General features: G+C 61.5%; 5 protein-coding genes and 3 pseudogenes. 5 read left to right on the top strand and 3 right to left on the bottom strand.

Features of this window, described 5'->3' with window-relative positions; translation table 11 throughout:
• The first annotated feature begins 640 nt into the window (after positions 1-640).
• Positions 641-1,555: an NAD-dependent epimerase/dehydratase family protein gene (locus VQ045_RS20720; RefSeq protein WP_331831467.1), complete on the top strand. Its 915-nt coding sequence runs from the start codon at positions 641-643 to the stop codon at positions 1,553-1,555.
• Complete coding sequence (locus tag VQ045_RS20715) at positions 1,552-2,685, top strand: glycosyltransferase (RefSeq protein WP_331831466.1); 1,134 nt, start codon at positions 1,552-1,554, stop codon at positions 2,683-2,685. The genes VQ045_RS20720 and VQ045_RS20715 overlap by 4 nt, the downstream gene beginning before the upstream one ends.
• Before the next feature lie 124 nt (positions 2,686-2,809).
• Here VQ045_RS20715 and VQ045_RS20710 read toward each other — a convergent pair.
• A pseudogene (locus tag VQ045_RS20710) lies at positions 2,810-2,926 on the bottom strand (transposase); the annotation flags it as partial.
• A gap of 82 nt (positions 2,927-3,008) precedes the next feature.
• Between VQ045_RS20710 and VQ045_RS20705 the strand changes: the two are divergent.
• The 3 genes from VQ045_RS20705 to VQ045_RS20695 are packed head-to-tail and all read left to right on the top strand — an operon-like array spanning position 3,009 to position 6,451.
• Positions 3,009-4,316 carry an oligosaccharide flippase family protein gene (locus tag VQ045_RS20705; protein ID WP_331831465.1) on the top strand — a complete coding sequence of 436 codons (1,308 nt, stop codon included), beginning with the start codon at positions 3,009-3,011 and terminating at the stop codon, positions 4,314-4,316.
• 6 nt (positions 4,317-4,322) lie between these two features.
• Positions 4,323-5,306, top strand: coding sequence for a nitroreductase family protein (locus VQ045_RS20700; protein ID WP_331831464.1), 984 nt, complete (start codon positions 4,323-4,325; stop codon positions 5,304-5,306).
• Complete coding sequence (locus VQ045_RS20695; protein WP_331831463.1) at positions 5,303-6,451, top strand: polysaccharide pyruvyl transferase family protein; 1,149 nt, start codon at positions 5,303-5,305, stop codon at positions 6,449-6,451. Before VQ045_RS20700 ends, VQ045_RS20695 begins: the two co-directional genes overlap by 4 nt.
• 185 nt (positions 6,452-6,636) lie before the next feature.
• Here VQ045_RS20695 and VQ045_RS22115 read toward each other — a convergent pair.
• Positions 6,637-6,981, bottom strand: a pseudogene (locus tag VQ045_RS22115) (hypothetical protein); the annotation flags it as partial.
• Positions 6,978-7,142 (bottom strand): annotated as a pseudogene (locus VQ045_RS20685) (transposase); the annotation flags it as partial. The pseudogenes VQ045_RS20685 and VQ045_RS22115, both read right to left, overlap by 4 nt.
• Between the last annotated feature and the right edge of the window lie 65 nt (positions 7,143-7,207).

Below are 7,207 nucleotides of genomic sequence, written 5' to 3'. Positions count from 1 at the left end.
TGAGGCATGCTTCCTCCACCGCATCATCTGCGGTGTTAGAAAGAGTCGCGACGCCTCAAGACCACACAACATGCGCAAGAGCCACGAATGCGGGGCAAGTCCAGACTGCTGCGTAGGCGAAAAGGAAAAACCTCCGATCGAGCCCGATGAGATGTCGGCGGCAACTGCACCAAAAGTGCGGAAGAGCCCTTGATTGTCGCTGTGGAGGCGACCCATAAAGAATGGCGGCGAAGAAGAAACCTCCTCGTGCCGCGTACGGCGAAACACCAGCCAACTCTGATGCCTCTGCCGAGATGAGGATTTTGGGTTGGCTCTTTTACAGCCTTAGGATATTTGAAGGGCCATCCTGCAGGCACGGGGGGTCGGTTCGGCAAGTTCTTCGGGGGCGAAGACCGGAATCTCGAGACTCTCCGATTTTGAGATCTGAGCCTGCTCATCTGTCTGTGGCAATACCCCAGGCGAGCACATCCCATAGGCCGAGGAGAATTGGAATGCTAGATTGCATGTTTACCCTGCTCCTGACGGGACCAAGCATATCGGCGAAGGAGGGGAGCGCATGACATCCGTACACGGCCCCATTCCGCACCCGCCCTGGAAGGGCGGAGCGGAGGAGGAACGTAGACGTTCCACCAAGCTGGTCGTGCTGGGCGGTACCGGTTTCGTCGGCAAGATCTTGGCGGCTCGGTTACGGGACATCTCTAATCCTCCGCCGAGTTATATCGTTCACCGGTCGCGGCCGGCATGGCTGGATGGAGCGAGGGTATCGGCGGTTGAAGTCGCTCTCGATGATTCGAACGACTTCGCCGCAGCCCTCAAGGGTCACGACGTCCTCGTCAACCTTCTTCGACCGGACGGCGGCGGCTGGTATCCTGACCTGCTGAACCGCCTTCAGGTGAGCCTCAGGACCAGCGGCATCCGCCGCTGCGTCCACGCGAGCAGCATCGACGTCTACGCGGCAGGCGAGGCCGAATTCGTCGACGAGGAGACGCCCACCTCACCGCGATCGTCCTACGAAGCCGAGCACCTGGCGGCGGAAAGAGTTCTGTCATCGGTCTTCGCGGAGACAGTTGTTCTGCGGCTTGGAGCCGTCTTCGGCCCTGGCGGACGGAACCTCCTCAATCTGACGAACGAAATGCAGCGGGCGCCGTTCTGGAAGCTAGCTTTGCGCCGTTTCCTCTACGGTGATAGGCGCATGCACCTAGTGAGCGTTAACTCCGTGTGCGACGCGCTGGTTCACTTCTCCCTCGAGCCGGGAGCAGCTGGCCTGCAAACCGTGCTCGTAACGGACGACGCCGATCCGGACAATAATTTCGCGTTCGTGCAGGACCGCTTCGCGGAGGCGTTCGGACGCCGCTCGCCGGCAGGCGTTCCATCGCTGCCGCGATCTGCCCTTCGAGTCGCGCTGCGCGCGCGCGGGCTATCTCCCGTTAGCGCGTCAAGGCGCTTCTCTGCCAAGAAGGCCCACAACCTTGGCTTCAGTCCGCATCCGTTTGGCGAAGAGCTGAAGGCCTATGCTCGTCAACTTGCAGCCGGAAGCCAAAATCCAGACGTATGAAGATCCTTCTGACGACGATCTCGCTAGACCCGGAACAAGGTGGAGGGACCGCTGCACGGACGTACAATCTTGCGCGCCATCTCAGCCGCTTGGGCAACGACTGCACGGTCGCGACAATCCAGGGTGGAGAGTACGCGCGCCGGCTGAATACGGAAGGGATCGCAACCTTTGCCACCGGCTTCTGGAAGTTGCGGTTTGTCGTCCCACAGATCTCCCCCGTCAAACTGGCCGCAGAGGTCCGCCAGGCGGACGTCGTCCATATTCTCGGCTATTGGAACATCCTGTCCGTCGCGACGGCCTTCTTGGCGTCTAATATTGGGACACCGTATGTGCTCAGCGCAGCGGGAGAGTTCGTCGGCCTGGAGGGTCCCAGGACGCTGCACAAGCGGGTTTTCCATCGTGTCTTCGGTCGCCGGATGATCTGCCATGCAAGCCGCATCATCGCCGTGACGCCGCTGGAGAAGGAGCAGATCATCGGCCGTCTTGGACTTTCGCCGGAGATGATCGAGGTCGTGTCGAACGGGGTGGAGGGACCCGCAACGGCCGTCGAGTATCGGCACGGGGCTCCGGTGCAGCAGCCCTATGTCCTCTTCGTGGGCAGGCTGGCAGAGGTGAAGGGTCCGGACCTTCTCCTTGAGGCGTTCGCGCGCGTCGCCACCCGCAATCCGGACGTATCATTGGTCTTTGGGGGGCCAGACTTCGGTATGAGACTGGCGCTGGAGGCGGCCGCAGCGCGCCACGGGCTGGAAGACCGCGTCGTATTCACAGGTCATCTCGATGAAGGTGGAAGGAGTGCGGCCTATAGCAGCGCCCTGTTCCTCGCGGTTCCCTCGCGGTCTGAGGCCATGTCCCTCGTGGCTTTGGAAGCGGGCATTCTCGGCACTCCGGTTCTCTTGACCGACCGCTGTGGCTTCGACGAGGTGGATGCGGTGGGTGGAGGCATGGTCGTCCCGGCCACGGTGGAAGGTCTTGCCGGCGGCCTGGCGACGATGCTCGATCAACGCGCCACGCTTTCCTCGCAGGGCCGCGCACTGCAGAACTATGTGGCTGACCACTACGCGTGGCCCGAGGTTGCAAGAAAGCTCCTATCCGCTATCAAAGGTTCGAGGCGGACGAGAACCGGCGGCTGAACGCGGCAGTCCGACCGCTGTCAACGACGGGGCAAGTCCTCCGTGGGACACGACCCAATTTTGCATGCCGAATCACACCCGGCAGCCAATCCACTTATCAAAGCCGCGAGCCTGTTCAGACAAACCGAGCCACCTCTGGCATCAACGGCGCAATCAGCGCCCATTCCGCATCCGTCAGATCGCTTGCATAGCGCGGACAGCGCCGTTCATAGTGCGGGCGGGTGGTTTCGGTCCAGGGCATCGTGATCTCCGTCGAATCTCAGCAATTCAACTGAATCACAACCCGCTGAAATCACTCACTTATTTTTGGAACGGACACTGAGATGCTGAAGCTGAACCGCCGTCGATCTCTGGCCGAGGTCGCGTATCTGTGGGTCAGCGCTCTCGCCGGTGCGGCCTTCGCCTTCGGAACGCAGATCGTGCTCGCCCGTACGCTCTCTCCGGCCGATTACGGGAGGGTCAACGCGGTGCTGCTCGTGTACACTGTCCTCGCCCCGATGGCTGGCATGGGGGTGGCTGGATACTGGCTGCGCACGTTCGGCGCACTCGGAGCCGAGGCATCCGCCTACCTCAAGCCATCGTTCAAACTGTCCGCGATCGGAACCATACTTGCGACGGGCTTGGCGGCGTCATGGGCGATCCTCGCCCCGCACGATGAGAACGCGCGAATAATTTATTTCGTCCTCATTCCGGTTCTCTGGGCGATGGTTGCCGTCGACTTGTTGATCTCGATCTGCCAGATACAGCAACGTTACATACGCGTTTCCATATGGCAGTCTCTCATCAACATCACTAGGTTCGCAGTCCTTGCTCTGGCGGCCCTGAGCGCCTGTGGGCTCGAGACCGGATCGGCGAGCGTCCTGATCTCGCTGACGGCCGCAAGCATCCTGCTGGCGGCAGGCCGCCCCATGTGGAACTTCTACAGAACGAATACGCGCCCGACGCTCGTATCGTCGGACGTTCGCTCGGTCTTCTCTGAATCCTGGGCATTCGCTCTCCTCCCCTTCATGAATTTCATCTACTTCCAAGGCGGAATATTATTCGTCTTCTATTTCCTAGGAGAGGTGTCGTCGGCCTATTATGTCGCGGCATTCACGATCGTCTCCGCCACCTACGTCTTGCCCGCGGCGATATTTCAGAGGTACCTCCTGCCAAAATACCACCGGTGGTATGCCGATAACCGGGAGATGCTGCTCCTGTCATATCGCTTCGGCAATTTCGTTATGCTGCTGATTGGCGGGGCCACGCTCCTGGGGCTCCTGCTGGCAGGTCCCCTGCTCGTGCGGCTGGCCTATGGTGAGGAATACGCGCCCGCCGCCTCGATCCTCGCCATCCTGACCTTCGCCGTACCGCTTCGGTATGTCGCCTCCAGCGTCGGCGCAACGCTCCTGACAGCGCAGAACGTTCGGCGCAAGATCGGCTACATGGCGATAACAGCCCTTGCGAGCGTCGGCTTGACAGTGCTGTTCATAGCGTGGTTCGGGTTCCCGGGGGCAGCACTGGCGGCGGTCGCCAGCGACGCCGTTCTCCTGATCCTGTTTCTCTACGGCGCTCGTCAACACGTCTTTGGATCCGATGCATTGAGAGGCTGGTTCGATGTTCAATCTCATCTGCGCGTTTTGGGTCGCTAATCAACGATGATCGACACTTTGAAACAGGCGCTGCGGCCCGGTCGCGACTTCCTGCTGATTCTCAGCGGATACGTTTACGACGCCTACCGCGCTTGCAGATACGGCGGCTGGACCTACACGCAAAGAAACGATCTTCGACGCCGCGATTATGTGGCAGCGAAGATCTATCACAGCGTCGAGAAGGGACTGGCCTTCCGCACGCGCCGCAAGGGCTCGGGCTGGGCTGCGGTCGACCGTTTTGTCGAACATATCCAGCACTATGGAAGTGCCAAGACCCTTCACGAGCGCATTGGCTGCGAGGTCATCCTCAAGTTCCTCGAAACCGAACAGGGGCCGGCGCAAAAGGCCAATCGGGCACGTCGCGTTCTGGCCCCCTATGCCGCCGAGGGGCGCGGCGGCGCGGAGACGATGACGGCTGCGCGGCTGCGCGAAGGGCGCCTCGATGACCCGGAGCGCTTTTTCGGCTCCCGGCGTTCCGTACGGGACTTTAGCCCCAGGGTCGTCGAACGCGAGACCGTTATGAGGGCCGCCGAGCTCGCCGCCAACACGCCGCGCGCCTGCAACAGGCAGAGCTGGTTTACCTATCACATCGACGAGCGTTCGTTGATCGACAAGGCGTTGAGCTTCCAGGCTGGCAATCGCGGCTTCGGTCACGAAGTCCCCTATCTGGTTATCCTCGCCACCGACCAGCGGGCCTTCGACAACGCCAACGAGCGAAACCAGCACTTCATCGAAGGCGGGATGTACTCCATGGCGCTCGGCCTGGCCCTCCATTCGCTGGGCCTGCAGACCTGCTGTCTCAACTGGAGCAAGCTGCCCGCGGACGATCGTGCGATCCGCAAGGCCATTCCGATCAGACCGGAGCACAACATCATCATGATGTTGGCGGTCGGATACGCTAACGACTCCATCAACGTCTGCTGTTCCCCTCGCACGCCGACGGAAGAATACACCACCTTTATCGAGCCCGAAGCGAGGAGTGCGCGATGACCAAGCGGCTTAGGGTGGGGATCGTCACCCTGCAGGACGTTCCCAACTACGGTGCAGCCCTGCAGGCGTTCGCCCTGAAGATGACCATCGGTCACTTCGCCGACATCGACGTGATTAACTATCACAACCCACATGTCAGCCGGGAGATGCAGCTCGTCCGCTCGGCACGCAACCTTCGCCAGCTCATGGGCACGGGCAAGGATCTCTTGCGCCTGCGGTCGCGTCGGCGCGCCCTGCAGCGTTTCCGCGACTTCCAGGCCGAAGTATTAAAGCTGTCCCCTCCTATGACCTCGGAGGAGTTGACGCAGCGCGGGGACGACGGTCGGGACGCCTATATCTGCGGCAGCGACCAGATCTGGAATCCGAGTTGCGTGTCGGCCGACGGCGCTCTGGACCCGGTCTACTTCCTCGACTTCGCCGACCGCGCCCGAAAGATCGCCTATGCGGCGAGCGTTGGGCACTACAAGTTCAATTCGGTCGAACAGGAGAAGGTGCGGGAGCTGCTGTGCGGTTTCAGCGCGCTTTCCGTTCGAGAGGCCGACGCGGTCGAGATCGTTCAGCCGCTCGTGCACCGGATGGTCCATCACACCCTCGACCCGACGCTCCTGATCGACCGCGCCGGTTGGGAGGACCTACTCGCGTCATCCGGGAATGCCGCCGAGACGAGGTTCCGCGACCCGTACATTTTCGTCTACTCTGTTCCCAAATCCAAACTCATCGCCCCTGCGGTCTCTCATTTCGCCCGCTCGCTTCGCTCCAGCGTCGTTTCCTTCGAGCCGGATCCGTTCTTTCGCGTCGAATCGTCGGCTGTCGTGAACGACGGCGGCCCACTGGAGTTTCTGACGCTTCTGTCCAAGGCCCGGTTCGTTGTCACGGACTCGTTCCATGGCGTGTGCTTCTCGATCCTGATGAACAGGCCGTTCGTCGCGGTCAGTCCCGGGATCCACTCGAACAGGATCGTCGATCTCCTGACCAGGCTCGGGCTCATGGATCGATATGTTGGCGACAGCGAGTCGCTGAAGACGGTCGGGGAGTCAGTCGACTTCTCGAACGCGAAGGACATCCTCGGCCGCGAGCGCGAGGTCAGCGTGTCGTTCCTGAAGAACGCCTTGCTAACACAGGTCTCGCATCCGCCGAGGCCATAGCGACCGTATCGATCACGGGCTCGGCCGCGGCAGCGCGCATCGCGCACGATCGGCGACAACGCGGGGCGGAGACGCGGCTGAAAGCGGGCTCCGCCATCGTCCCAGGAAGAGGCAACGATTGGCCTGGACGGCTTCCGGGTCGGTAAACAGGCAGAGCTATGGTTGGATTTGGGTGACGCGGGCGATCAGGCGGCGCGTTGATTGGCGTCGGGGATGACCGCGACGCCGTCTGTGAATGTGACGCCTGCGATGACCATCGGCAAGCGGTTTTCGCCCTTCAGCCTTCGCCAGNTGGCGTCGGGGATGACCGCGACGCCGTCTGTGAATGTGACGCCTGCGATGACCATCGGCAAGCGGTTTTCGCCCTTCAGCCTTCGCCAGGTTCTGGCTGCCGCGATGACGAGCTTGAAGACCATCAACCGGGCGGACTTGTGCGAGAGGGCACCCTTGGTCCGTACGGTGCAATGCCGGACGGTAGCGAAGACGCTCTCGATCGGGTTCGCCGTGCGCAAATGGTCCCAGCCTTCGGCGGCTCATCGATCAACCGGTCCCGGCTGCGACCTATCCAGCGCACCAGTGTTGACAGCCCGATCCCAAGATCGTCGGCGACCTCGCGCTGCGTGCGCCCACTGCTCTGCACCAGCCGAACGGCCTCGGCTTCAAATTCTTTCGTAAATCGTCTCTTTTGCATCGCGGAGTTCCTCGTCCTTCATTGGGAACTCTCCACTTTTCCGGCTCTTGCGCATGTTGTGTGGT

The sequence above is a fragment of the Aurantimonas sp. E1-2-R+4 genome, assembly GCF_036549515.1.
Lineage (GTDB): Bacteria > Pseudomonadota > Alphaproteobacteria > Rhizobiales > Rhizobiaceae > Aurantimonas > Aurantimonas coralicida_A.
This window is presented reverse-complemented; position numbering and strand designations above follow the sequence as displayed.

Bases quoted from the DNA above. Each gene is read 5' to 3' on its own strand.
- VQ045_RS20715 (WP_331831466.1), top strand. From the start codon at position 1,552: ATGAAGATCCTTCTGACGACGATCTCGCTAGACCCGGAACAAGGTGGA.
- VQ045_RS20705 (WP_331831465.1), top strand. From the start codon at position 3,009: ATGCTGAAGCTGAACCGCCGTCGATCTCTGGCCGAGGTCGCGTATCTG.
- VQ045_RS20700 (WP_331831464.1), top strand. From the start codon at position 4,323: ATGATCGACACTTTGAAACAGGCGCTGCGGCCCGGTCGCGACTTCCTG.
- VQ045_RS20695 (WP_331831463.1), top strand. From the start codon at position 5,303: ATGACCAAGCGGCTTAGGGTGGGGATCGTCACCCTGCAGGACGTTCCC.